Raw genomic sequence first — 22202 nt, 5'->3', positions numbered from 1 at the left:
CTCGACGCCCTACAAGAGCCTTCATGCAACGCTTCGACGTCGTCATTCTGGGCGGAGGCCTGGTCGGCCTTACCCTGGGCATCGCTCTTTCGGGACATGGCGTGCGCTGCGCCGTGGTCGATCCGGCCGATCCGGTGGAAACCAATGCCACCGGCTTCGACGGTCGCGTGTCCGCTATTTCCTCCACCAGCCATGCGATGCTGTCCGCCATCGGCGTCGCCCAGCGGCTGGACGGCAAGGGCTGCCCGATCGATCGCATCTGGGTGAGCGACGGGCTGGAGCCGGGCGCATTGGATTTCGCCCCCGACGCAGATGACGGCGTGATGGGGATCATGTTTCCCAATCGCGACCTGCGCGTTGCCCTGACCCAAACGGCAGAGCAAGCTGACAATCTCGTCCGCTTTCAGCCCGACCGCCCCACCCATGTCGACCGCGATGCGGATGGCGTAACCGTGACGCTTTCCAGCGGAGAGACGATCCAGGGCGCGCTGCTGGTTGGAGCCGAAGGACGCAACAGCCCCACGCGCGAGGCTGCGGGCATTCGGACAACCCGCTGGAATTACAAGCATGTGGCGATGGTGACCGCCATCGACCATGCGATACCGCACGCCAACACGGCCTATGAAATCTTCTATCCCGGTGGCCCGTTCGCCCTGCTGCCAATGCTGCCCGGCACCCGATCAGCGGTTGTATGGACTGTGCCAACAGACCTGGCGCCTGCCATGCTCAAGCTGTCAGAACGTGCATGGCTGGCTGAAGCGCAAAAGCGCATGGGCGGATTTTTGGGCGATATTTCACTGGCGGGGCCGCGTTCCTCCTATCCGCTGGGTTTCCACCATGCTGCCCGCATAACGGACACGCGCTTGGCTCTGGTGGGCGATAGCGCCCATGCCATCCACCCGATCGCCGGACAGGGCCTGAACCTGGGCCTGCGCGACGTGGCGGCCCTGACGGAGGTGCTGGTCGAAGGCATGCGCCTGGGCCTGGACCCTGGCGACGCCCAGCTAATGGCCCGATACCAGCGTTGGCGCGGTATGGATGCGCTGTCGGTCAGCGTTGCGATGGATGGGCTGGTCCGGCTGTTCGACGTGCCTGGCCGGATTCCGTCGGCTGTTCGCCGCTTCGGACTGGCGGCGGTGCAGCGGACGTCGCTGCTCAAAAATCGCTTCATGGCCGAAGCGCGCGGCGAATCCGGCGCGCTGCCCCGCCTGCTGATCGGCGAGATGATTTAGGGCTGGTCCTCCAGCCTGTGCAGGAGCAGCCGATGCTGCCCCTGCGCCCTCATCCTATCAACTCTGCCGGTTCGCCACCAAATCCTCCACCACTGAAGGGTCGGCCAGCGTGCTGGTATCCCCCAGCGCCTGCGCGGACACTTCGCCCTCCGCGATCTTGCGCAGGATGCGGCGCATGATCTTGCCGGACCGCGTCTTGGGCAGGCCCGGAGCGAACTGGATGACGTCGGGCGTGGCGATCGGCCCGATTTCGGAGCGGACCCATGTGACCAAGGTCTTGCGCAGGTCCTCGCCCGGCACCTCGCCGCTGTTCAGCGTCACATAAGCGTAGATGCCCTGGCCCTTGATGTCGTGCGGGAAGCCAACCACGGCGGCTTCGGCCACGGCTTCGTGCAGCACCAGCGCGCTTTCGACCTCTGCCGTTCCCATGCGATGGCCCGATACGTTGATGACGTCATCAACGCGCCCGGTGATCCAGTAATAGCCATCCGCATCGCGTCGCGCGCCGTCGCCGGTCGTGTATTTGCCGGGAAAGGTGGTGAAATAGGTCTGGAAGAAGCGTTCATGGTCGCCCCATACGGTCCGCATCTGCCCCGGCCAGCTCTGGGCGATCACCAGATTGCCTTCCGCTGCGCCCTCCATCACCTTGCCTTCGCCATCGACGATCTGGGGCACGACGCCGGGCATCGGCAATGTGGCGGAACCAGGCTTCAAATCCGTGGCACCCGGCATTGGCGCGATCATCGCCGCACCGGTTTCGGTCTGCCACCAGGTATCGATGATCGGGCAGCGATCTTCCCCGACGACATGGTGATACCAGCGCCACGCTTCAGGGTTGATCGGTTCGCCGACCGTTCCCAGCAGGCGCAGCGATTTGCGGCTGGTCCGGGTCACATATTCGTCCCCCTCCTTCATCAGCGCGCGCAGGGCGGTGGGGGCGGTGAAAATGGTCTGCACCTGGTGGCGATCCACCACTTCCCAGATGCGGCTTGGCGTCGGATAATTGGGCACGCCTTCATACATCAGCGTGGTCGCCCCGTTCGCCAGCGGGCCGTAGACGATATAGCTGTGACCCGTGACCCAGCCGATATCGGCCGCGCACCAGTAAATGTCCCCGGGCCGGTAGTCGAAGCACAATTCATGGGTCAGGCTGGCCCACAATAGGTAGCCGCCCGTCGTGTGCAGCACCCCCTTGGGCTTGCCGGTCGATCCCGATGTGTAGAGGATGAACAGCGGATCTTCCGCGTTCATCGGTTCAGGCGGGCAGTCGGCAGAGACCCTGGTCGCCTCTTCATGCAGCCAGACGTCGCGACCGTCGGCCATGTTGACCGCGCCGCCGGTGGCCTGCACCACGACCACCTTCTTGACGCTGGGACAATCCTTCAGCGCGGCGTCGACATTGGCCTTCAAAGGCACCTTCTTGCCTGCGCGGCAGCCTTCGTCCGCGGTGATCACCAGTGTCGAATCGCAGTCGATGATGCGGCCAGCCAGCGCTTCGGGCGAAAAACCGCCGAACACGACGCTGTGGATCGCGCCGATCCGCGCGCAGGCGAGCAGCGCGAAGGCCGCTTCGGGGATCATCGGCAGGTAGACGGTGATGCGATCACCCTTGCTGGCACCCGCCCCTTTCAGCACGTTGGCGAAGCGGCACACTTCCTCATGGACCTGCTCGTAGGTGTAGCGGCGCGGTTCAGCATCGGGCGAATCGGGTTCCCAGATGATGGCAGTCTGGTCGCCCCGTTCGGCCAGATGCCGGTCGATGCAGTTGGCGCTGACATTCAGGATGCCGTCGGAAAACCATTGCACGCCGAAATCGGCCTCGGCAAAGCTGCTTTCGTTGCTGTTCGCTGGAAAACGCATCCAGTCCAGCCGTTTTGCCCGCTCCAGCCAGTAGCTATCCGCGTCTTCGATCGAACGGCGATAATCCGACGCGCGTCCGTCCCGGTCGAGCAGCGCCGAAGCAGCCCATTCAGAAGGAACCGGGAAAAAATCGTCAGACATCGGGAACCCTTTCCATTGCGAAACCCTCGCTGCGCAGACCTCTAGAACATCAACTACGAAAGTGGGACCCGGTTTGTGCGAAAATAGCGCGAAAACCGAAGCAAAAACAGGAAACGGACGCGTGCTATGCTCTGGGTCCGATACATCGCTGTCCGGTCACGCTCCCATCATTTCATCAATTTGATCCCAACCGCCATTTGCCGCTTTTCGCGCTGCCCCGCTCCGCTTAACAGGGACGCATATGTGGCAACTCTTCCAATTCCCCCTATGTCCCTTTTCGCGCAAGGTGCGCCTATTGCTCGGTGAAAAGGGCGTGGGCTACGACTTGGTGCGCGAATCGCCATGGTTGATGCGGGACGAATTTCTCGACCTCAATCCGGCGGGCACGACGCCGGTAATGGTGGATCAGGAAAAGGGCATCACCCTGATCGACAGCCAGGCCATCTGCGAATATTTTGAAGAAACGGTGGAAAAATTCCCGCTGATTTCGGGCACCGCTGCAGGGCGCGCCGAGGTGCGGCGGCTGACGGCCTTCTTTGACCAGAATTTCTATGGCGATGTGGTTGGTCCGCTGCTGCATGAACGGATGAAGAAGCGGCTGATCGAGCGAGCGCCGCCTGACGCCCGCGTGCTGCGGGAGGCGATGAAGCGCGCCAATGTCCATATGGATTATATGGACTATCTGCTGGACCATCGCAGCTGGATGGCCGGAGGAACCCTCAGCTTGGCCGACATTGCCGCCGCAGCGCATATTTCGGTCGCTGATTATCTGGGCGGCATCGACTGGGCCGGGCATGAGACGGTGAAGCGCTGGTATGCAGGCTTCAAATCCCGTCCCTCCTTCCGCCCGCTCCTGTCCGAACGGATGGAGGTGATCACGCCGCCCGCCCATTATGAAAAGCCGGACTTCTAGGGTGTTCGCCGGGGGATAACGGTGTAGCCCTTGGGCGGCGATGCTTAGTCGGCCTCCGCCGCCAGATACACCCGGTTGCGGCCATGTTCCTTGGCCAGATACAGCGCCCGGTCTGCCGCCTTCAACGCGCTGCGCGGATCATCGTAGAAAAATACGTTGGCGACTCCCGCCGAAAAGCTGACCCGCTCCATGCGTTCGCCATTGCTGCGATTGACCAGGCTGCGCGTGGCCAGGTCTTCGCGCACGCCGTCGACCGCCTCGCAGGCCTCTGCCGCCGTCTTGCCCCGGAACAGCATGACGAATTCTTCGCCGCCGTGCCGCGCCACATGGCAGCGGTCGTTGCTGATCTTCGCGAGCAGGCCGGCCACGAATTTCAGGACGCGGTCCCCCGTGTCATGACCGTGAATGTCGTTGATCTGCTTGAAATGGTCGATGTCGCAAAAGGCCACCGACAGCTGTTCATTCTGCTCCTTGGCCAGCGTCAGTTCCTGTTGCAGCGCCGCTTCGAAGGCGCGGCGATTGGGCAGGCCGGTCAGGTGATCATGCTCCGCGGCGCGGCGAGCGCTTTCCAAGCTCGATTTCAGGGCCAAATTCTGTTTCTGGTTATGGCGCAGCTGGGTTTCGACCTGCCGGGTTTTTTCGACCATTGATCGGGTCAGCGCCACCAGTCGGCTAAGAACCGGTTCATTGTTGCCGCCGGGGGCCAGCCCCTTCACCTCTTCCTGCAGGGCCGCGCCATAATCCTTCGCGGAATTGCGCGATTCTGTCATCAGGCCGGTGAATTCGGACAGATTCTCCTCCACCTTGCACAGCATGGATGCGAGCGCTTCGGGTGTCACCTCGTCGGTGCGTTGTTCCGCGACCACGGTTTCGACCCAGCTGTTGGTGATCTTTCCACGTTCGGTGAGGACTGCCTTCACGGCCTTTTCCACCCCGATATGCGCGCCGGTTATATAGTCATGCGCGACGCCGAAATTGAGCGGTGTCAGGTCCAGGTCATGCGCGAACAGGAAGTCGCCAATATCTTCGTACAGCTTGCGCCGTCGGGTAATTTCCCTGTGCGCGATGCTGCCGATCCGCGCACGATGAGGATCTGCCTCCTCCTCGTGGCTCTCAATCTCGCCTTTGCTCGAAAGCCCCCTTGCCCAACGTGTGAGCCGATTGGTCAGGCCGTGTTGCGGGCTTGCCGCTGATGATGATGCCCCATTCATGGGTCCTATAACGGTCCACGGAAGGCAGGGTTAAGCCGTTGCTAGGTAAAAAGGGACAAGCCGTTGAAGACAGCCGTCTTTAGCTTGTCAGATGTCCGCCCCGACCAGCCAATCGCGGAAAATGCGCACGGCCCGTGTCTGAAGCGCGCGCGGGCGACAGACGAAGAAATAGCGGTAGGGGCTTTCCACCCGAGTCGCGGGAAACAGGCGCATCAGCCGCGAATCGTCGGCTTCGTTGAAATGGCTGGCGTGCATGACCGCGACGCCCAATCCCTGTGCTGCCGCCTCCAGCATCAACTGGCCCGAATCATAATTGTCGATAGCCAGCGGCTGAAGATCGGGCAGGCCGACCGCTTCCTTCCACGCCTCGAACGCCAGCACCATATCGCGGTGAAGCAATATGGTATGTTGGGCAAGGTCTGCGGGCGAAGCCAGCGCTTGCGACGGTTCCATTAGCGCCTTGCGGCCAATCAAATAGACTTCGTCATGATCCAGTTCATGCGCGTAAAGCGCGGGATCGATATCCTTGGCGAGCACGATCGCCGCATCGAGTCCTTCACCCAAGCGCGCGACAGCATGGGGCGTGGTTTCGATGTCGATGTGTAGTTGCGGATGCCTCTCCCGCAGCGCCCCCAGGTGCGGAAACAGCCGCTGCGTCGCGAACAATGGCATGACGGCCAGTCGCAGGCGCAACTGGTTGCCGCCGCTTTGTATATTCTCCAACGCCTGGCTCATCGCATCCAGTGCGGGCGCGATGTCGTCTAGCAGCCGCTGACCGTCGGCGTTGATTTCCAGTGCCTGGTGTTTGCGATCAAAAAGGGGGCGGCCGATAAAGCGCTCCAGCGCCTGGACGCGTCGGCTGAGCGCGGGCGTGGACAGCGCAAGTTCTTCCGCCGCGGCCTTCACCGAACCAAGGCGGGCGACCTGAACAAAAGCCTCGAGGGCTGTAAGGGGCGGCAATCTGCGCATAAAGGGTCAATCTATATCGGCGATGCGCTGCGACGCGTCATCGCTTCCTCTCTAACGAACTGTTCCAGCTTTCTTTCTTATCCGTTCCCCATGAGCAGTAAAACGGGCCGCTTGGCAAGATGCAAAAGTTGCAACTCCTCCTTCCTTTTCGCACTTGCGAAGGGTATTTGCGCCGGGCAGAGGGATCGGGCCTTTCAGGCATCCTCTCCTTAACCTTTTCGGGCTGGCCTTCGGGTCAGCCCTTTTTTTTGTTCGTGCCGCCGTTGGGGTCGGGCCTTCCCATGGCGGGCGGCGTTACCTATCTCGTTACGCGACGACAAGAATGGGGATGGCGATGGCCGAACAAGAAAGTCCGGGACGCAAGATTCAGGTGGCTAATGCACGTCCCGAAGACGCCGGGCGCGGCCTTGCGCGTTTGCCGGTGTCGGCAATGGCTGAACTGCAACTCGCCGAAGGTGATGTGGTCGAAATTGCTGGAAAGCGCTCGACCCCCGCACGCGTCGTGCGTCCTTATAAGGAAGATGAAGGGCTGGACGTGCTTCGGCTCGACGGGCTGCAACGGGCCAATGCGGGGGCGGGGTCAGGTGATTTCGTCCACATTCGCAAGATTGAGCCCAAAGCGGCGCAGCGTGTCGTTTTTGCACCTGCACAAAATAATCTGCGGCTTCAGGGCAACCCCGACGGGCTGAAGCGGGTCTTTTTTCAGCGGCCCTTGGCGGCGGGCGACGTGGTCGCTACGGCGGGACAGCAGCAGGTGCCGCCCAACGACATGCCGCCCCATCTGCGCCAGATGCTCGCGGCCCCGGCCTATGCGCTCCAGGAAATCAGGCTGGTTGTCGTATCGACAACGCCCAAGGGCTTCGTCCAGATCGATGCCGACACCGAGATCGAGCTGCGCGCGGAATATGAGGAGCCGCGCGAATCGCGGCGCGCCGACGTCACTTATGATGACGTCGGTGGCATGGCCGACGCGATCGATCAGCTGCGAGAAATGGTGGAACTGCCGCTGCGCTATCCCGAACTGTTCGAGCGGCTGGGCGTGGACCCGCCCAAGGGGGTGTTGCTGCATGGTCCGCCGGGAACGGGCAAGACGCGGCTCGCCCGCGCGGTCGCCAATGAATCGGAGGCCGAATTTTTCCTGATCAACGGGCCGGAAATCATGGGCTCGGCCTATGGCGAGTCGGAAAAGCAGCTGCGCGAAATTTTCGAGGCCGCTACCAAATCCGCGCCTTCGATCCTGTTCATCGATGAGATCGATTCGATCGCGCCCAAACGCGGCAATGTGACCGGCGAAACCGAAAAGCGGCTGGTTGCGCAATTGCTGACTTTGATGGACGGGTTGGAGCCCCGCACCAATCTGGTCGTCATCGCAGCCACCAACCGGCCTGAAGCGATTGACGAGGCATTGCGTCGGCCCGGACGTTTCGACCGCGAAATCATCGTGGGCGTTCCCGATGAGCGCGGGCGGCGGGAAATATTGGGCATCCATACGCGCGGCATGCCGCTGGGCGAGGGCGTCGATCTGGGCGAACTGGCCAGGATGACCTATGGCTTCGTCGGTGCGGATGTGGCGGCGCTGACCCGCGAGGCGGCGATCGAAACAGTGCGCCGTTTCATGCCGCGTTTGAATCTGGAGGAAGGGACGATTCCCCCCGACGTGTTGGAGGAGCTGTCCGTTTCGCGCGACGACTTCATGTCCGCGATCAAGCGAGTCCAGCCTTCGGCCATGCGCGAAGTGATGGTGCAGGCACCCAATATCGGCTGGGCTGACATTGGCGGGCTGGACGACGCGCAGATGCGCCTCAAGGAAGGGGTGGAACTGCCGCTGAAGGACCCTGACGCCTTTCGCCGGATCGGCATTCGCCCGGCCAAGGGGTTCCTGCTTTATGGCCCGCCCGGCACTGGCAAGACATTGCTGGCGAAGGCGGTCGCCCGCGAGGCGCAGGCGAACTTCATCGCCACAAAATCGTCCGACCTGTTGTCCAAATGGTATGGAGAAAGCGAGCAGCAGATTGCGCGCCTGTTCAACCGCGCCCGTCAGGTAGCGCCGACGGTCATTTTCATCGATGAACTGGACAGCCTGGTCCCGGCACGCGGCGGCGGGCTGGGCGAGCCGGCAGTGACCGAGCGTGTGGTGAACACCATCCTCGCCGAAATGGACGGGTTGGAGGAGTTGCAGTCGGTGGTCGTGATCGGCGCGACCAACCGGCCAACGTTGGTTGACCCTGCGCTTCTCCGTCCGGGGCGCTTCGATGAATTAATCTATGTTCCGGTGCCCGACGAAAGCGGACGGCGGCATATATTAGCAATCCACACTGCCAAGATGCCGCTGGCGGACGATGTCGATCTCGATCTGCTCGCGGGACGCGCGGAACGTTTCACCGGTGCGGACCTGGAAGATCTGGTTCGCCGGGCGGGCCTGTTCGCGCTGCGTCAATCAATGACGGTGGAAAAGGTCACCCAGGCGCATTTCCTGGCCGCGCTCGACGAAACCCGCGCGTCCGTAACGGCCGAGATGGAACATGAATATGAGCAGATCCAGTCTCAGCTGAAGCAAAGCGCGATGCGGGTCGATCCTATCGGCTTCGTGTCGCCGGGGATGGTCCGATCGCGCGAACGGGACGATTGAGCGGGTCGCGCGGCAGGGGATTGAACCGATCCGCCATCCGCGCGTTCGCTTAACCAGTCGAAAACCCGGTCTTTTGTTCGGGTTGCTTGTAAAGCGGCTTGCAAGCCGTGCCGCTATTTGCAAGGCCGTGAAAAGAAGGCAATCAGGCGAGGGTAAATGGCCTCCACTCCCGTGAATAAAAACAGGTTTCTGGCACGCGGCCGGGATGGTTCTGCGACCTTCCTCAGTCAGTGGAGCATGTTTTTCCGCCAGTTCGTGAAGCATCCGGGCATGATCGGATCGATCATTCCGTCTTCATCGATGCTGGTGGACAGCATGCTGTCCGGCGTGGATTGGCAGCGCACGCGCCTGTTCGTGGAATTTGGTCCGGGGGTCGGCACCTTCACCCGGACGATATTGGACCGGATGCACCCCGACGCCACGCTGATCGCGATCGACCTTAATCTCGATTTCGTTGCCTGGCTGGAAGCGCGCATCGCCGATCCGCGCTTGCGGGTCGTGCATGGGTCTGCCGCTGACGTTCGCCGCTTTATTGCGGAGGCAGGGCATCGCCAGGCGGACTACATCCTGTCCGGCATTCCCTTTTCCACTCTGCCCGACGGCGTGGGCGACGCGATCTGTGCTGAAACTCGGGCCGTGTTGCGCCCTGGCGGAGAGTTTCTGGTCTATCAATATTCCGCTTATGTGCGGCGGCTTCTGTCCGCGCAGTTCGATGATGTCGTAGAGAATGTGGAATGGCGCAACATCCCGCCGTGCCGTACATTCAGGGGCCTCGTAACGGAAAGGCTGGCGCAGGCGGCGTGACCGCTGCTGCCATCGTTTTCTGCCGTTCCGTTCCATTTGGTTTTCATGCTAAGGGCGCGGGCGAAAGGCATGAACTATCATGAACGACCTGACCCAGACCCCCGAAATGCTGATCAGCGGCATGGGCGCACGCGCGCGCGCCGCCGCCGCCATCCTTGCGACCGTGACCGATGCGCAAAAGATCGACGCGCTGCGTCGCGGTGCCCAGGCGTTGCGCGACCACGCGCCGCAGATTCTTGCGGCCAATGCACGGGACATGGAAAATGCCGCCGCCAACGGTCTGTCCCCGGCCATGCTCGACCGGCTGCGGCTGGACGAAGACCGGGTCGCCGCGACGGCGGCAGGCGTGGAGCAGGTCGCTATTTTGGTCAATCCGCTGGGCAGCGTCATCGATACGCAGGTCCGGCCCAACGGCATGGAGCTTTCCCGCGTCCGCGTGCCGCTGGGCGTCATTGGCATCATCTATGAGAGCCGCCCCAATGTGACCGCGGACGCCGCTGCGCTTTGCCTGCGTGCGGGGAACGCGGTGATCCTGCGCGGCGGCAGTGAGGCGAAGGAAAGCAACCGCGCCATCCACGCCGCATTGATCGAGGGCGCGACCGCAGCGGGCCTGCCCGCCGATGCCGTGCAACTGGTGCCCACTACCGATCGCGCTGCCGTTGGCGCGCTGTTGAAGGCGTCGGAGTTTATCGATCTCGTCGTACCCAGGGGCGGCAAGAGCCTGGTCGCTCGCGTGCAGGAGGAGGCGCGCGTGCCGGTCCTGGCGCATCTCGACGGCATCAATCATAGCTATGTTGATGGCGCGGCCGATCCCGAAATGGCGGTCAAGCTGGTGGTCAACGCCAAGATGCGTCGAACCGGCATTTGCGGTGCGACCGAAACAGTGCTGATCGACAAGGCTTTCAACGCAGCGCCTGCCATCGTGAAGGCGTTGCTGGACGCCAAATGCGAAGTGCGCGGCGACGAAGCGGTTCAGGCGATGGATGCGCGCGTCACCGCTGCGTCGGACGAAGATTGGGACACCGAATATCTCGATGCCATCGTCTCCGTGCGCATGGTGGACGGCCTGGACGAGGCGCTGGGCCACATTTCTGCCCACGCCAGCCACCACACGGATGCGATCATCACTGAGAATGCCGAGCGGGCCGAACATTTCCTGAATGCCGTCGATAGCGCGATCGTGATGTGGAACGCGTCGACCCAGTTCGCTGATGGTGGGGAATTTGGCCTGGGAGCGGAGATCGGCATTTCGACCGGTCGCCTCCACGCGCGCGGCCCGGTCGCGCTGGAAGGGCTGACGACATATAAATGGCAAGTCCGGGGGACGGGGCAGACCCGGCCATAATCTTCGCTCGCCCTGAGCTTGTCGAAGGGCTCTACTTCTCTACAAATGGGAAGGCTTCGACAAGCTCAGCCCGAACGGGGAAAAGGCGGTTCTTATCCCTTTACCACCGCATCAATCGACTTCAGCTTGTCCAGAAGCAGCCCCATCCATTCCAGCGGCAGCATCACCGGCCCGTCGGACGGCGCTTGGTCAGGGTCGTCATGCGCCTCCGCAAAGATCGCCGCGACCCCTGCGGCAACGGCACTGCGTGCCAGAACCGGCGCAAATTCCCGCTGCCCGCCTGAGGCAGAGCCCAGTCCGCCGGGCTGCTGCACCGAATGGGTGGCGTCGAACACCACCGGATAGCCAGTCTCACCCATCACCGGCAGCGAACGCATGTCGCTCACCAGCGTGTTATAGCCAAAGCTCGCGCCCCGTTCCGTCAACAGGACGCGATCATTGCCTGTCGAAGCGACCTTCTGCGCCACCGCCGCCATGTCCCAGGGCGCGAGGAACTGGCCCTTCTTTACGTTGACGACAGCCCCCGTCCGCCCGGCGGCGATCAGCAGATCGGTCTGGCGGCAAAGAAAGGCCGGAATTTGCAGGATGTCCACGGCCTGCGCCGCTGCCTCGACCTGCCCAGCGTCGTGCACGTCGGTCAACACCGGACAGCCAAGCCGCGCCTTCACCTCCGCCAGGATCGCCAACCCAGCATCGATGCCCACGCCCCGCTGCCCCGACACGGACGTCCGGTTCGCCTTGTCGAAGGAAGATTTGAAGATGAAGGGCACGCCCGCCTTGTCCGCCGCCCCCGCCAGCTTTTCCGCCATCATCATCGCATGATCGCGGCTTTCGATTTGGCACGGGCCGGAAATCAGGACGAAAGGCAGGTCGTTGCCGAAGGTCACTGATCCAACCGAAACATGGCGTTGCTGTGTCATGCCGCTCACTTCGGCGCTTTCGCGAAGCGGCGCAAGAGCTGTCCCCGCCACAGCCCCTTGCCCGGATGATAGTTCCAGCAGAACCAGCCAAAGACCAGGCAGGCGAGCAAAGCGGGCAGCGCCATCGGATCGCCATTGCCCCGCATATGCCGGTAAAAGGCGAAATCGGCCCGCCACCGGTCCCGCTCCCCGCCGCCACCATTGATGCCATAGGCATTGTCATGCCGACGACAGCCGATGTTTCGGTTGTATTTGCGGTGATCTATGAAATAGCAGTAATCGCGTTCGGGTGTCGTCATGGCCCGATGTGGAACAGGGCCGTGCAAAAGTTCAAGCGTAAAGTCTTCTACCTTGGCGGTTTCGATCCGCGCGGGGTGCGTTTTTATCACCAGCTCTATCGGGAGCAGGCGGAGCGTTATGCGCGCCTGTCGGGCGAGCAGGTGGATGTGAGCGCGCGCCGTTCCGGCCCCGCATCGTCCGCGATCTGGACCGTCTCCAACGAAAGCGCCGGGGTCGAGACGGAATATGAGTTTCTCCGCTGGGAGGATCTGGTCGGAAAAGTGTGGATTCGCAATCCGTTGCTGCTCGCCTGGCGCTCCATCGCCACCTATAGCGCGCATGCCCGGCACATGCAGTTTCGGCGTATGCGCAAGCTGCGCCCCGGCCCGGTCATCACCATCCTTTATCCGCCGCTGCTGGCCCTGCTGATCCCGCTGGCGCTGGCGCTTGTCCCGGCGCTGCTCCTGTCGCTGCTGCTGCCATTGTGGGGGGCTGCGCTGATCGGGATCGGTATCAGCGCGCTATTGTCGGGCCGCTTCCTCAACAAGCTGATCGTGCCATGGCTGCTGCGCTTCATGTATTACAACCACACGGTCGCCGCGCAGGGACCGGGTGAAGATATGAACGCCCGTCTCGACCAGTTCGCCGCCCGCATCGCGCAGGAGATGGACGGCCCGTGGGACGAGGTGATCTTCGCATCCCATAGCAATGGCACTATCTACGCGATGAGCGTCCTGCGCCGCATCCTGGAACTGCGCGGTGCCAAGCCGCTGCCCGATCATTTCACCGCCCTGACCTTGGGTCAGGTCGTGCCGGTGATCGCGCTGCGAAAGGACGCCCGTTGGTATCATGGCGATCTGAAGGCGCTGGACGACAAGCATTTCCGCCTTGTCGATCTATCCGCCCCGCCCGATGGCGCGGCCTATCATGACGTGCATCCGATCCGCCTGGTTTCAGACCGCTGCGCCGCGCGCATTGACCTGCTTTCGCCGCGCTTCCACCTTTTTTACGATCCCGAAAATTATCATGGCGGCTGGTCGAATAAATATGAGGCGCATTTCGATTATCTGCGCGTGGGTGACCGCCTGTCGCCGCTCGATTATGTCAGCCTGACCGCAGGCCGCCGCACCATCGACGAGGCCATTACAGCTTTCAGGGCCATTCCGTGACCGATCCTTTCACGCCTCCCTATCCGCAGCCGCCCCGGACCAAGCGCGGCCTGATGAAGCGGTTCCTGCGCGGCTGGCACAGCTGGATTCATGTGCTGTTCGAAAAAAGCTACACGATGAAGCTGGGCGAAATCCGCATGCCCGGCCAGATCATGTATATCGCCAACGAACTGCCGCTGGTGGACAAGGTGCTGCGCGGGGGCACCGCCTTCCCCAAGCATCGCGAGTTGGTCCGCAACCTGTCGCCGCTGATCGGCAACAGCGTCTTTTCCGCCAATGGCGAGGATTGGGAAAGCCAGCGCGCGATGGTCAATCCGGCCTTTGCCCATACCGCGCTGCACCGGTCCATGCCGCTGATGGTCGCCGCCGCCGACGATCTGCTGGCCCGCATCGATGCCGCCGACCGCACAAAGCCGGTGGATATCGACCCGATGATGACCCATGTCGCGGCCGACATCATCTTCCGCACCCTCTTTTCCGAAGCTTTGGACGAGCATCGCTCCAACATCATCCACAACGCGTTCGGCAAGTTCCAGCGCTACGCCCACAGCGCCTCGATGCTGCGCCTCTACGGCGTTCCGGCGCGCTGGTTCGAACAGCGGTCGCTAAAACCCGCCAAGGCGATCCACGACGTCTTCCGCCCGATTGTCGAGACCCGCTATCAGGGCTTCCATGAGCGTGGCGAGGTGCCGCACAAGGACATCCTCCAGTCGCTGATCGAGGCGAAGCATCCCGAAACCGGTGATCCCTTCACCCTGCAACAGGTGATGGACCAGGTCTCGACCGTCTTCCTGGCCGGCCATGAAACGTCTGCCAGCACCATGACCTGGGCGCTCTACATGCTGGCCGAATGCGCCCATATTCAGCACGCCGCCCGCGCTGAAGTGGGCGCGCTGGCAGGCGATGCCCCGCTCACCGCCGCCATGCTCAAGGACATGGGGCACGTCCGCAACATCTTCCGCGAAACGCTGCGCCTCTATCCGCCTGTCGCCTTCTTTCCGCGCGAAGTGCCCTGCCCGATGCCGATGCGCGACAAGCATTTGGAGGAAGGCGCGATGCTGGTGGTCGCGCCCTGGCTGACCCAACGCAACAAGGATAATTGGGCCTGCCCGCACAGTTTCGATCCCGATCGCTTCGACGATCCCGCCAATGCGGAGATGGTGAAGCAGGCCTGGTTCCCCTTTGGCCGCGGCCCGCGCGTCTGCGTCGGCGCAGGCTTCGCCCAGCAGGAGGTGATGACGGTGATTGCCAGCGTCCTGCGCGGCTATCGCCTGTCGGTGCCGCAAGGGTTCGAGCCTGAGCCGGTCAGCCGCCTGACCATCCGGCCCCGGACGGGCATGAAACTGATGTTCGACAGGGTGGAGTAGGCGACCGCGAAGGGGGCGACCCGATCACTTGCCTTCCAGCTCCCGCGCGAAATAGGCCATCTGCATCGCCTGCAACCGTGCGCTCTGTTCAATGTCGGCGTCGCCGGCATGGCCCCCCGCCAAATCTTCGTAGAAAAGATAAGGCAAGCCGTATTCCTTCAACCGGGCCGCGAATTTCCGCGCATGTTGCGGTCCGACGCGGTCGTCCTTGGTCGTGGTCCAGACATAGGGGGTGGGGTAGGCCACCCCCGCCCGAATGTTGCGATAGGGCGATATAGTTTCCAGAAACGCCTTTTCCTCCGGCACCGAAACGCTGCCATATTCATCGACCCACGACGCGCCCGCCGCAATCTGTTCATAACGGACCATGTCGAGCAGCGGCACCTGAATGGCCACCGCCTTCCACAGATCGGGATGCTGGCTGAACTGCACGCCCATCAGCAACCCGCCGTTAGAGCCGCCATAAATGCCGAATTTCGCCGGAGACGACAGGCCGCGCGCGAATATGTCCCGCGCCACGGCGGCGAAATCATCATAGATGATCTGCCGCTTCGTCTTTCTGCCTGCTTCGTGCCAGGCCGGACCAAACTCACCCCCGCCGCGAATGTTGGCGACGGCGAAGCTGTTCCCCCGTTCCAGCCACAGCTTGCCCATGATGGCGGCATAGCTGGGCGTCATCGAAATTTCGAAGCCGCCATAGGCCGTCATGATCGCGGGCGTCGATCCGTCGCGCTTCATGTCCTTTCGGTGGACGATGAAATAGGGGATTTTGGTCCCGTCGCTGGACGCCGCCTCATATTGTTCCACCACCAGTCCCGCCGCGTCGAACCGAGCGGGCATCGCCTTGACCTGAACCGGGGCGGCGCTGGCCGCGTCCATCGCCCACAGCGTCGTGGGGGCCAGAAATCCGGCGACGCTCAAATATACCCGGTCGTTCCGATGCGTCGCCGCCACGGTGCTGATCGTCGCATTGTCCGGTAGTTCCACCGCCTGCGACGTCCACCCGTCCGCGCCCGGAGCAAAGCTCAGCACCCGCCCGCGCACATTGTCGTTGATCGTCACGATCGCCCGGCTTCTGGTCGCGGCGACGCCGTCGATCGACTGCCGTTCGTTGGGCGCGAACAGGATGCGGGGCGACAAGGCTTCACCCGATTCCAGGGCTTTCAGCGGCACGCTCGCCAAGGCCCCAGCAGGCACGGTGACGCCGCCGCTGGTCCAATCCTCGCTGGTCTGGATCAACAACTCGCCCTGCACCAGCCCCTGCAGGCTGCTCTTGGCGGGCAGGGGCAGCTTCTTCGCGCCCGCTGCGGTCAGCAAATAGGTCTCATTGCCAAAGAAGGTCACGCCGCGCACCAGAAATGCCGCGCGGTTGTCGTCCCCATCGGACAGCAGCATCGGATAGACGCCGAGCTGGTCGGTGGGCGCACCGCGATAGACCTCCACCGCCGCGCTAAGCGGAGAGCCTCGCTTCACCGCCTTGACGATGAAGGGATAGCCCGATGCCGTCATCGACCCGTCGCCCCAGTCGCGCGCCAGCAGCAGCGTGTCCTCATCCCCCCAATCGACATTCTGCTTTGACGTCGGCACATCGAATCCGCCTTGCACGAATTGACCGGCTTGCAGGTCGAACTCCCGCAAGGAAACCGCATCTTCGCCGCCGTCGGACAGGTGGATAAGGGCCAGTTTCTCTTCGGGGTCCAGGATGCTCGCGCCCTTCCACACCCATTTGCGGCCTTCCGCTTTGGACAGGGCATCAAGGTCGAGCACGGTTTCCCAACGGGGCTGTTCCGTCGCATAATCGGCTTCGCTGGTGACGCGCCATATGCCCTGCGGATGATCGGCATCGCGCCAGAAATTGAAGATGCGTCCCCCGATCATCATGGGCATGGCGATCCGGTCCTTGGCCGATGCGATGGCCAGCGCCTGATCGTAGAAACCCTTGTAGCGGCGGTCCCCCTGCAACGTTGCGACTGTCGCCTGATTTTCCGCCTCGACCCATTGCATCGCGCGCGGGCCGGTCCAATCCTCCAACCAGACATAGGGATCGTCGGCGGGTGCAGGCGGCGGCGCGCCCGCGGCGGTCAGCAGGGTTGCGGAAATCATCGTTACGATCCTCTTCAAAATCATTCAGCCCCTGATCCGCTCAACCACCGCATGACCAGCCAGGCGCTGTTGCGCATAGCGACGCCGCAGCAGGACGCTGGCAACCAGCAGGGGCGTGCCCGCCAATATGCAGATCGCCCCCAGCATCGGCGGCCACAATCCGAACAGGCTATGCACATCCAGTGCCGATGGCGTCAGCAGCAGCAGAAATCCCGCCGTTAGCAGCCACAGTCCATAGCGGCGGGGGCGAACGGCGATCATGCGCATGTCGTGCCGCCACGCCTTTCGCCCCTGCTTGGTGGTAAGGTCGGGATGTTTCATGTTGCGCATCACTGCGTAAATGCACGGGGACTGTCCAGCGCTCCCTTGTTCGCGCGGGGGCTTTCCCTGACGCGCGCCATCGGCTATTCCGGCTCATCCCCGGGGGACCGCTCACAGGCGGTTGAGAGGCAGCTGATGTGGCTGCGACCCGCTGAACCTGATCCGGATAAGACCGGCGTAGGGAGGGACGGCTTGTCATAGGCATGTCCGCGCCCTTCTTCCGCCCAGCGACGAAGAGGAGGACGGATTGCCGATGGACACAATTTCCGTCCTGACCCTGCGCCTGGCCGAAGCCATCGGCCTTTACATGATCGTTGTCGGCATTGGCGGGCTGGTCGCGCCTGAACGCTGGCGCAAGATGATGGACGATCTGGAACGGTCGCCCGGCCTGGTGATGGCGCTGGGCTTTCCTGTCTTCGCCATCGGCGCGGCGCTCGTCCTGATCCACAGCGTCTGGACCGACCCACTGGCCGTGATCGTCAGCCTCGTCGGCTACGCCGCTCTGATCGAAGGCGCGTTGCTCCTCGCCGTGCCGGGGCCGCTGCTCAGAATCGGCCGTTGGTCCTTGAACTTCACCCGTGCGTGGGCGGTCGTTTCGATCCTGCTCGGCATCCTCCTCTTTTTCGCTGGCCTGACTGGTCGAGCGACCCTCATCGTCTGAAAGGAACCTTCATGGCCGACATTCCAGCCCGCACAGAAATGCCCGAAGCCGGAGGCTTCACCGGCCAGCAGGCCGCAATGAACGTCACCACCGGCCCCATCCGGGGCAGCCGCAAAATCCATGTCGGCCCGCTCAAGGTCGCCATGCGCGAAATCGAACTTGAGCCCGGCAGCGGCGAACAGCCCGTGCGCGTCTATGACACCTCCGGCCCCTACACCGATCCCAACGCCCGCATCGACATCATGGCGGGCCTGCCCACGCTGCGCCGCGACTGGATCATGGCTCGTGGTGATGTGGCGGAATATGATGCCCGCGCCATCCAGCCCGAAGATAATGGCCTGAAAGGTCCCGACCGCAGCGGCGGCGTTCAGCCTTTCCCCAAAACGGTCCAGCGCCCGCTGCGTGCCAAGCCGGGCATGAATGTCTCCCAGATGCACTATGCCCGGCGCGGCATCATCACGCCGGAGATGGAATATGTCGCGATCCGCGAAAATCTGGGCCGCGCCCGGCTCGCCGAATATATCCGCGACGGTCAGGATTGGGGGGCATCGATCCCCGATTATGTGACGCCCGAATTCGTGCGCGACGAAGTGGCGCGCGGTCGCGCCATCATCCCGTCGAACATCAACCACCCCGAATCGGAACCGATGGCGATCGGCCGCAATTTTCTGGTCAAGATCAACGCCAATATCGGCAATTCGGCCGTCGCCTCCGACGTGGCGAGTGAAGTCGATAAGCTGGTCTGGTCGATCCGCTGGGGCGCCGACACGGTGATGGACCTTTCCACCGGCCGCAACATCCATGACACGCGCGAATGGATCATGCGTAACTCGCCGGTCCCGATCGGCACCGTGCCGATCTATCAGGCGCTGGAAAAGGTCGGCGGCATTGCCGAGGAACTGACCTGGGAAATCTTCCGCGACACGCTGATCGAGCAGGCGGAGCAGGGCGTCGACTATTTCACCATCCATGCGGGCGTGCGCCTGCCCTATATCCCGATGACCGCCAAGCGCGTCACCGGCATCGTCTCGCGCGGCGGGTCGATCATGGCGAAATGGTGCCTCAGCCATCATAAGGAAAGCTTCCTCTACGAACATTTCGACGAGATCACCGAAATCTGCAAAGCCTATGACATCGCCTATTCGTTGGGTGACGGCCTGCGTCCCGGATCGATCGCCGACGCCAATGACGAGGCGCAGTTCGCCGAACTCTACACGCTGGGCGAACTCACCAAGCGCGCCTGGGAACAGGATGTGCAGGTGATGATCGAAGGGCCGGGCCATGTACCCATGCACAAGATCAAGCAGAATATGGACAAGCAGCTTGAGGCGTGCGGCGAAGCCCCCTTCTACACGCTTGGGCCGCTAACCACCGACATCGCGCCGGGCTACGACCATATCACCAGTGGCATCGGCGCGGCGATGATCGGCTGGTATGGCACAGCTATGCTTTGCTACGTCACGCCCAAGGAGCATCTGGGCCTGCCCGACCGCGACGATGTGAAGGTGGGGGTCGTCACCTACAAGCTCGCCGCCCACGCCGCCGACCTTGCCAAGGGCCACCCCGCCGCCAAGGTTCGCGACGACGCGCTCAGCCGCGCGCGCTTCGAATTCCGCTGGCGCGATCAGTTCAACCTGTCGCTCGATCCCGACACGGCGGAGAAATATCACGACCAGACGCTGCCTGCCGAAGGCGCCAAGACCGCGCATTTCTGCTCAATGTGCGGCCCGAAGTTCTGCTCGATGAAAATCACTCAAGAGGTTCGCGACTTCGCAGCGAAGCAAAACCAACCCGCCGACGCATTCATCGCAGCTGAAGATGCGGAAAAAGGCATGGCGGAGATGAGCGAGACGTTCAAAAACAAGGGCGGCGAAATCTACCTGCCCGCAGCGGAATGACGAAGGGGGCGGGACGCGGCCGGGCCGGTCGCTTCCCGCCCCGCGAAGCATCCACCGCGCCGACATCATTTCTCCGATGGCTTCAGCCGTCGCGCTGTATGTTTTTCAGCAGATCCAGAAAATCGAGGGGGAAGGGGAATATGATGGTCGAACTGCGCTCCCCAGCGATGACATTCAGCGTCGAAAGGTAGCGCAGCTGCATGGCCTCGGGACGCTGACCAAGGATTTCGGCGGCCTCCAGCAGCTTATGCGCTGCCTGTTGCTCACCTTCAGCGTTGATGACCTTGGCCCGCCGTTCGCGCTCGGCTTCGGCTTGGCGAGCGATTGCCCGCACCATGGATTCGTCTATGTCCACATGCTTGATTTCGACATTGGCGACCTTGATGCCCCAGGCGTCTGTCTGGGCATCCAGAATCTCCTGAATATCGGCGTTGAGCTTGTCGCGCTCGGCCAGCATCTCGTCCAGTTCATGCTTGCCCAGCACCGAACGAAGCGTGGTCTGGGCAAGTTCGCTGGTCGCCTGCATGTAATTTTCGACCTGGATCGTCGCGGCCTCCGGCGTGATCACCCGAAAGTAGATCACCGCGTTCACCTTCACCGAAACATTGTCCCGTGAAATAACGTCCTGGGTCGGCACATCCAGCACGATCGTGCGTAGATCGATCCGCACCATTTGCTGCACGAATGGCACCAGCAGGATCAAGCCCGGCCCCTTGACGCCCGTATATCGGCCCAGCGTGAATATGACGCCGCGCTCATATTCCCGCAGGATCTTGATCGCCGCCATCAGGAAGATCAGCAGCAGGATTATCAGCGGAATATAAAATGCCAGGTTTCCGATCATCTCCATGACGTGTCTCCTTTCCCAAATGTCAGGCAGGCGGTTCGACCATCAGGGTCAGGCCCTGGACATCGATGACCCGCACGGACTGGCCGGATCGAAATTCAACCGTGCTGGCGGCGCGCCAACGTTCCCCATGGATCTGGACATGCCCGCCTTGCCCTTCCCAATCCAGCACGCGCGCAACTGTGCCGACCATCTGCTCGCGCCCCGTGGCGACCCTTTTGTGGCGCGACTGCAGCGCCAGCCGCATGGTCAGCAAGGTCGCGCCCAGGCTGGCGACGGCAACCGCGCCCAGCACGGGGAGGGTTACGCGGAACTGCGGAACGTCGGTGTCGAACATGATCGTCGCGCCGATTGCAAAGGCGATGAGGCCGCCGATGCCCAATATGCCGAAGGATGGGGCAAAGGCCTCGGCGGCCATGAGCGCCATGCCCAGAATGATCAGCGCAATTCCGGCGTAATTCACCGGTAGGGCGGACAGCGCGTAAAGGCCCACCAGCAGGCAGATGACACCAATCGTTCCGGGGTAAAGGGCACCCGGATTCATGAACTCGAACAGCAGGCCATAGGCACCGATCATCATCAGGATCAGTGCGATGTTAGGATTGGTGATCGCGACCAGAAGGCGCGTTCGCCAGTTGGGATCGACATTGGCAAGGGCTACCGCTTGCGTATCGAGGCGGACCTCTCCGCCGCCGATCTTCACGGCGCGTCCGTGCAACTGGGCCAACAGATCGGCGTCGTCACGGGCGATGAGGTCGATCACCTTCTGATCGAGAGCCGCCTGCGCCGAAAGGCTGGCTGCGTCACGAACGGCGGCTTCGGCCCATTCGGCATTGCGGCCGCGCATTTCAGCGAGCGAACGGATGTAGGCGATGGCGTCGTTCAGCGCCTTGGCCTCGCTCGTGCTGGCGGGCTTTTGCGGGGTGGAGGTGCCATCCTTGGGCTTGTCGCCACTGCCATCCTTGGGGTCGGACGCGGGAGGCAGGCCGGGCGCGCCAATCTGGACCGGGCTGGCCGCGCCGACATTGGTGCCCGGCGCCATCGCCGCGACGTGGCTTGCGGTCAGAATGAACGCTCCGGCGCTCGCGGCGCGCGCACCGCTCGGGCTGACATAGGTCACGACCGGAAACGGCGCGTTGACGATGGCCCGGATGATTTCGCGCATGGAGGTGTCGAGGCCGCCAGGCGTGTCCATCTGGATCAGGATCATGGGCGCGCCGTTTTCCGCGGCAGCGGCAACGCCGCGAACGATATAATCGGCGGTCGCCGGGCCAATGGCCCCGTCTATCGTGAGCCGCGGCACTTCGCGCCTGTCAGTCGACCGTTCGGCCTGGACAAGCGTAGATACAGCACTGAGCAACAACAAACCCAGCACGAACAAAAAGCGGAACAGCGCAAGTTGGCATCGGCTTTCCACGGGAATATCCTTTCCCAGTCGCCGCTCATCGAATGAACGAACCTTGCTCGCTATTATGCCTATCCTGTCATAACCCCGGCCAGAACGCGAGCGGAATGCGTCCCGGACATAGGGCT

The 22202-nt window shown here is 62.6% G+C and carries 18 protein-coding genes and 1 riboswitch; of the genes, 9 read left to right on the top strand and 9 right to left on the bottom strand.

Annotated elements, in window-relative coordinates:
- The first annotated feature begins 23 nt into the window (after window positions 1-23).
- Window positions 24-1232: an FAD-dependent monooxygenase gene (locus FHS54_RS03865; RefSeq protein ID WP_167302441.1), complete on the top strand. Its 1209-nt coding sequence runs from the start codon at window positions 24-26 to the stop codon at window positions 1230-1232.
- A gap of 57 nt (window positions 1233-1289) precedes the next feature.
- Here the strand turns inward: FHS54_RS03865 and acs are convergent, their stop codons facing one another.
- Window positions 1290-3233 (bottom strand): acetate--CoA ligase, encoded by a 1944-nt coding sequence (gene acs / locus FHS54_RS03860; protein WP_167302440.1) that lies wholly within the window; start codon window positions 3231-3233, stop codon window positions 1290-1292.
- 241 nt (window positions 3234-3474) lie between these two features.
- Here acs and FHS54_RS03855 point away from each other — a divergent pair, with 241 nt between their 5' ends.
- On the top strand, window positions 3475-4146 hold the full coding sequence (locus FHS54_RS03855) for a glutathione S-transferase family protein (protein ID WP_167302439.1): 672 nt from the start codon (window positions 3475-3477) through the stop codon (window positions 4144-4146).
- A 44-nt stretch (window positions 4147-4190) separates the two neighbouring features.
- Here the strand turns inward: FHS54_RS03855 and FHS54_RS03850 are convergent, their stop codons facing one another.
- Both FHS54_RS03850 and FHS54_RS03845 read right to left on the bottom strand, forming a co-directional pair.
- Complete coding sequence (locus tag FHS54_RS03850; RefSeq protein WP_167302438.1) at window positions 4191-5357, bottom strand: GGDEF domain-containing protein; 1167 nt, start codon at window positions 5355-5357, stop codon at window positions 4191-4193.
- An 87-nt stretch (window positions 5358-5444) separates the two neighbouring features.
- On the bottom strand, window positions 5445-6326 hold the full coding sequence (locus FHS54_RS03845) for a LysR substrate-binding domain-containing protein (protein WP_167302437.1): 882 nt from the start codon (window positions 6324-6326) through the stop codon (window positions 5445-5447).
- A gap of 334 nt (window positions 6327-6660) precedes the next feature.
- Between FHS54_RS03845 and FHS54_RS03840 the strand changes: the two genes are divergently transcribed.
- From FHS54_RS03840 to FHS54_RS03830, 3 genes are all read left to right on the top strand, one after another.
- A complete protein-coding gene (locus FHS54_RS03840; RefSeq protein ID WP_208404732.1) occupies window positions 6661-8955 on the top strand; it encodes a CDC48 family AAA ATPase in 2295 nt (764 codons plus the stop codon).
- Window positions 8956-9111: 156 nt separating this feature from the next.
- The gene (locus FHS54_RS03835; RefSeq protein WP_167302435.1) at window positions 9112-9759 is read left to right on the top strand and encodes a class I SAM-dependent methyltransferase; all 648 of its coding nucleotides are present in this window, start codon (window positions 9112-9114) and stop codon (window positions 9757-9759) included.
- 79 nt (window positions 9760-9838) lie between these two features.
- Window positions 9839-11104, top strand: a complete 1266-nt coding sequence (locus FHS54_RS03830; RefSeq protein ID WP_167302434.1) for a glutamate-5-semialdehyde dehydrogenase — start codon at window positions 9839-9841, stop codon at window positions 11102-11104.
- A 92-nt stretch (window positions 11105-11196) separates the two neighbouring features.
- On the opposite strand, the gene kdsA is transcribed toward FHS54_RS03830, so the two are convergent.
- Together kdsA and FHS54_RS03820 are read right to left on the bottom strand one after the other, a co-directional pair.
- On the bottom strand, window positions 11197-12024 hold the full coding sequence (gene kdsA, locus FHS54_RS03825; protein ID WP_167302433.1) for a 3-deoxy-8-phosphooctulonate synthase: 828 nt from the start codon (window positions 12022-12024) through the stop codon (window positions 11197-11199).
- Between the two features lie 5 nt (window positions 12025-12029).
- The gene (locus FHS54_RS03820; protein WP_167302432.1) at window positions 12030-12323 is read right to left on the bottom strand and encodes a hypothetical protein; all 294 of its coding nucleotides are present in this window, start codon (window positions 12321-12323) and stop codon (window positions 12030-12032) included.
- A 21-nt stretch (window positions 12324-12344) separates the two neighbouring features.
- On the opposite strand from FHS54_RS03820, the gene FHS54_RS03815 reads away from it, so the two are divergent.
- Together FHS54_RS03815 and FHS54_RS03810 are read left to right on the top strand one after the other, a co-directional pair.
- Complete coding sequence (locus FHS54_RS03815; RefSeq protein WP_167302431.1) at window positions 12345-13472, top strand: hypothetical protein; 1128 nt, start codon at window positions 12345-12347, stop codon at window positions 13470-13472.
- Window positions 13469-14839 (top strand): cytochrome P450, encoded by a 1371-nt coding sequence (locus FHS54_RS03810; protein ID WP_167302430.1) that lies wholly within the window; start codon window positions 13469-13471, stop codon window positions 14837-14839. The genes FHS54_RS03815 and FHS54_RS03810 overlap by 4 nt, the downstream gene beginning before the upstream one ends.
- A gap of 24 nt (window positions 14840-14863) precedes the next feature.
- On the opposite strand, the gene FHS54_RS03805 is transcribed toward FHS54_RS03810, so the two are convergent.
- Window positions 14864-16942, bottom strand: coding sequence for a prolyl oligopeptidase family serine peptidase (locus FHS54_RS03805; protein ID WP_243855598.1), 2079 nt, complete (start codon window positions 16940-16942; stop codon window positions 14864-14866).
- A gap of 24 nt (window positions 16943-16966) precedes the next feature.
- A complete protein-coding gene (locus FHS54_RS03800; RefSeq protein ID WP_167302428.1) occupies window positions 16967-17263 on the bottom strand; it encodes a hypothetical protein in 297 nt (98 codons plus the stop codon).
- A gap of 90 nt (window positions 17264-17353) precedes the next feature.
- Window positions 17354-17464, top strand: a riboswitch (TPP riboswitch).
- Window positions 17465-17516: 52 nt separating this feature from the next.
- On the opposite strand from FHS54_RS03800, the gene FHS54_RS03795 reads away from it, so the two are divergent.
- Entirely contained in the window at window positions 17517-17924 is a 408-nt protein-coding gene (locus FHS54_RS03795; protein WP_167302427.1) for a DUF2065 family protein, read from the top strand.
- Window positions 17925-17935: 11 nt separating this feature from the next.
- Window positions 17936-19822, top strand: a complete 1887-nt coding sequence (gene thiC / locus FHS54_RS03790) for a phosphomethylpyrimidine synthase ThiC (RefSeq protein ID WP_425057292.1) — start codon at window positions 17936-17938, stop codon at window positions 19820-19822.
- Between the two features lie 82 nt (window positions 19823-19904).
- Here the strand turns inward: thiC and FHS54_RS03785 are convergent, their stop codons facing one another.
- Together FHS54_RS03785 and FHS54_RS03780 are read right to left on the bottom strand one after the other, a co-directional pair.
- The gene (locus FHS54_RS03785) at window positions 19905-20672 is read right to left on the bottom strand and encodes a slipin family protein (protein ID WP_167302426.1); all 768 of its coding nucleotides are present in this window, start codon (window positions 20670-20672) and stop codon (window positions 19905-19907) included.
- A gap of 22 nt (window positions 20673-20694) precedes the next feature.
- Window positions 20695-22086: an NfeD family protein gene (locus FHS54_RS03780; protein ID WP_341785928.1), complete on the bottom strand. Its 1392-nt coding sequence runs from the start codon at window positions 22084-22086 to the stop codon at window positions 20695-20697.
- Window positions 22087-22202 lie beyond the last annotated feature (116 nt).

Source organism: Sphingobium vermicomposti, from assembly GCF_011762025.1.
Lineage (GTDB): Bacteria > Pseudomonadota > Alphaproteobacteria > Sphingomonadales > Sphingomonadaceae > Sphingobium > Sphingobium vermicomposti.
The sequence above is the reverse complement of the archived record's forward strand: the minus strand, read 5'-3'. Positions and strand labels throughout refer to the sequence as shown.

What these genes read in the sequence shown, in the direction of transcription:
- thiC (WP_425057292.1), top strand. Translation starts at nt 17,936, where the DNA reads ATGGCCGACATTCCAGCCCGCACAGAAATGCCCGAAGCCGGAGGCTTC.
- FHS54_RS03800 (WP_167302428.1), bottom strand. Translation starts at nt 17,263, where the DNA reads ATGAAACATCCCGACCTTACCACCAAGCAGGGGCGAAAGGCGTGGCGG.
- FHS54_RS03850 (WP_167302438.1), bottom strand. Translation starts at nt 5,357, where the DNA reads ATGAATGGGGCATCATCATCAGCGGCAAGCCCGCAACACGGCCTGACC.
- FHS54_RS03785 (WP_167302426.1), bottom strand. Translation starts at nt 20,672, where the DNA reads ATGGAGATGATCGGAAACCTGGCATTTTATATTCCGCTGATAATCCTG.
- FHS54_RS03840 (WP_208404732.1), top strand. Translation starts at nt 6,661, where the DNA reads ATGGCCGAACAAGAAAGTCCGGGACGCAAGATTCAGGTGGCTAATGCA.
- FHS54_RS03855 (WP_167302439.1), top strand. Translation starts at nt 3,475, where the DNA reads ATGTGGCAACTCTTCCAATTCCCCCTATGTCCCTTTTCGCGCAAGGTG.
- FHS54_RS03835 (WP_167302435.1), top strand. Translation starts at nt 9,112, where the DNA reads ATGGCCTCCACTCCCGTGAATAAAAACAGGTTTCTGGCACGCGGCCGG.
- FHS54_RS03805 (WP_243855598.1), bottom strand. Translation starts at nt 16,942, where the DNA reads ATGATTTCCGCAACCCTGCTGACCGCCGCGGGCGCGCCGCCGCCTGCA.
- FHS54_RS03795 (WP_167302427.1), top strand. Translation starts at nt 17,517, where the DNA reads ATGGACACAATTTCCGTCCTGACCCTGCGCCTGGCCGAAGCCATCGGC.
- acs (WP_167302440.1), bottom strand. Translation starts at nt 3,233, where the DNA reads ATGTCTGACGATTTTTTCCCGGTTCCTTCTGAATGGGCTGCTTCGGCG.
- kdsA (WP_167302433.1), bottom strand. Translation starts at nt 12,024, where the DNA reads ATGACACAGCAACGCCATGTTTCGGTTGGATCAGTGACCTTCGGCAAC.
- FHS54_RS03830 (WP_167302434.1), top strand. Translation starts at nt 9,839, where the DNA reads ATGAACGACCTGACCCAGACCCCCGAAATGCTGATCAGCGGCATGGGC.
- FHS54_RS03845 (WP_167302437.1), bottom strand. Translation starts at nt 6,326, where the DNA reads ATGCGCAGATTGCCGCCCCTTACAGCCCTCGAGGCTTTTGTTCAGGTC.
- FHS54_RS03865 (WP_167302441.1), top strand. Translation starts at nt 24, where the DNA reads ATGCAACGCTTCGACGTCGTCATTCTGGGCGGAGGCCTGGTCGGCCTT.
- FHS54_RS03820 (WP_167302432.1), bottom strand. Translation starts at nt 12,323, where the DNA reads ATGACGACACCCGAACGCGATTACTGCTATTTCATAGATCACCGCAAA.